The 1,448-nt window shown below is 62.4% G+C and carries 2 protein-coding genes and 1 pseudogene; 1 reads left to right on the top strand and 2 read right to left on the bottom strand.

Annotation, left to right across the window (positions count from 1 at the left end; translation table 11 throughout):
• Both ENZ75_RS31680 and ENZ75_RS31675 read right to left on the bottom strand, forming a co-directional pair.
• Positions 1–383 (bottom strand): annotated as a pseudogene (locus tag ENZ75_RS31680) (chloride channel protein); the annotation flags it as partial.
• Positions 384–519: 136 nt separating this feature from the next.
• The gene (locus tag ENZ75_RS31675; RefSeq protein ID WP_063168928.1) at positions 520–819 is read right to left on the bottom strand and encodes a putative quinol monooxygenase; all 300 of its coding nucleotides are present in this window, start codon (positions 817–819) and stop codon (positions 520–522) included.
• A 147-nt stretch (positions 820–966) separates the two neighbouring features.
• On the opposite strand from ENZ75_RS31675, the gene ENZ75_RS31670 reads away from it, so the two are divergent.
• A partial coding sequence (locus tag ENZ75_RS31670; protein ID WP_206617149.1) for an FHIPEP family type III secretion protein occupies positions 967–1,448 on the top strand: 482 nt, incomplete at its 3' end.

The raw sequence follows: 1,448 nt of genomic DNA, 5'->3' as shown, positions 1-1,448 counted from the left end.
ATGAAGGTGTCGGTCGGCGACATGCGCCCGCCATAGAGCGCATTGGCTTCGATCGGGTCGATCGGTGTGCGGAATTTCCGTATCCGGAGCCAGACCACCGTCAGCCCCAGCAGTATGCCGCCGATCGCCGGTATCAGCGCCTGCATCGGATTGGCGAGCGAGAACATGCCGGAAAGCCGGCCGCCAGGCTGAACGCCGAACAGCAGCCCGTGCAGGTCCTGCACGATCTGGCTCATCGCCGTGACCAATATGCCAGCCATGACGCCTACGACACCGGCGAGGATGACCACCACGATGCCGCGTGCCTCGAGCAGGGGCAACGACCTGATCAGCACCGCGCGCAGCCGGCGGGCGTAAACTTCGCTGTGGTTTCTGGAAAGCACCGGGGCGGCTCGCCGATATCGAAAGGCAGTGGAAAGCCAGCCTGATACGCCCGGCGGCACGGCATGGCAACCACAATGCCGACAGACACCACATTGGCGACAAGTGGACGCGATATCGATCGGGCCGATGGACCGTTCAGGTCGGCATGGGCTCGCCGGCTTCATAGAGTACGAGGTTGCGCTCGCCTATGCCGAGCGCCGGCCAGCTCGCACGCCAGTCCGCAATGTGCGGCGAGGCGAAGTGCGCGTCGAGCGCTGCCCTGTCGCTCCAGACTTCCGTGACCCGGATGAGCCCGGCATCAAAAACATCCTGCGCATAGGAATATTGGATGCAGCCGACCTCGGCGCGGCTGCCTGAAACCATGCGTTCCATTGCGGGCTTGGCTTCCTCAAATTTGTTTGGCGGCAAGCGGATGGTGCCGATGATCAGAAGCATGGGTTTCCCTTTCCTGGCGAGGCTAGCCGACACGGCGACCTGCGCATGATCGTTCGAACTAGCCAGTCTCCCACCCTCGCGCAAGCTTGGCGGACTACCCTCACAGGGCTGTCGCGCGCTCGGCAGTCTATGGGGTTTGAGGACGATATGGCGATCAGCGAAAGCATTCAGCCCGGCGCGGCCGCCAAGAACGGCCGCGACGTCTTCTTCGCCATCGGCATCGTCATCATACTTGCCGTGCTGTTCCTGCCGATCCCGGCTTTTCTCATCGATGTCGGCCTCGCCTTTTCGATCGCGCTTTCGGTGCTGATCCTGATGGTGGCGCTGTGGATCCAGCGGCCGCTCGATTTTTCGTCTTTTCCAACCGTGCTGCTCATCGCCACCATGCTGCGGCTGTCGCTCAACATCGCCACCACGCGCATGATCCTGTCGCATGGCAATGAAGGGACGCATGCCGCCGGCTACGTCATCGCCGGCTTCTCCAAGTTGGTGATGGCCAGCGACTTCGTCATCGGCCTCATCGTCTTCATGATCCTGATCGTGGTGAACTTCATCGTCATCACCAAGGGCGCCACGCGTATCGCCGAAGTCGGCGCGCGCTTCACCCTCGATGCCATCCCCGGCAAGCA

Source organism: Mesorhizobium sp. M7A.F.Ca.CA.002.04.1.1, assembly GCF_004022805.1.
In the GTDB taxonomy this organism is placed as follows: Bacteria; Pseudomonadota; Alphaproteobacteria; order Rhizobiales; family Rhizobiaceae; genus Mesorhizobium; species Mesorhizobium ciceri.
This window is presented reverse-complemented; position numbering and strand designations above follow the sequence as displayed.

Coding starts and splice junctions, on each gene's coding strand:
- ENZ75_RS31675 (WP_063168928.1), bottom strand. CDS start 819: ATGCTTCTGATCATCGGCACCATCCGCTTGCCGCCAAACAAATTTGAG.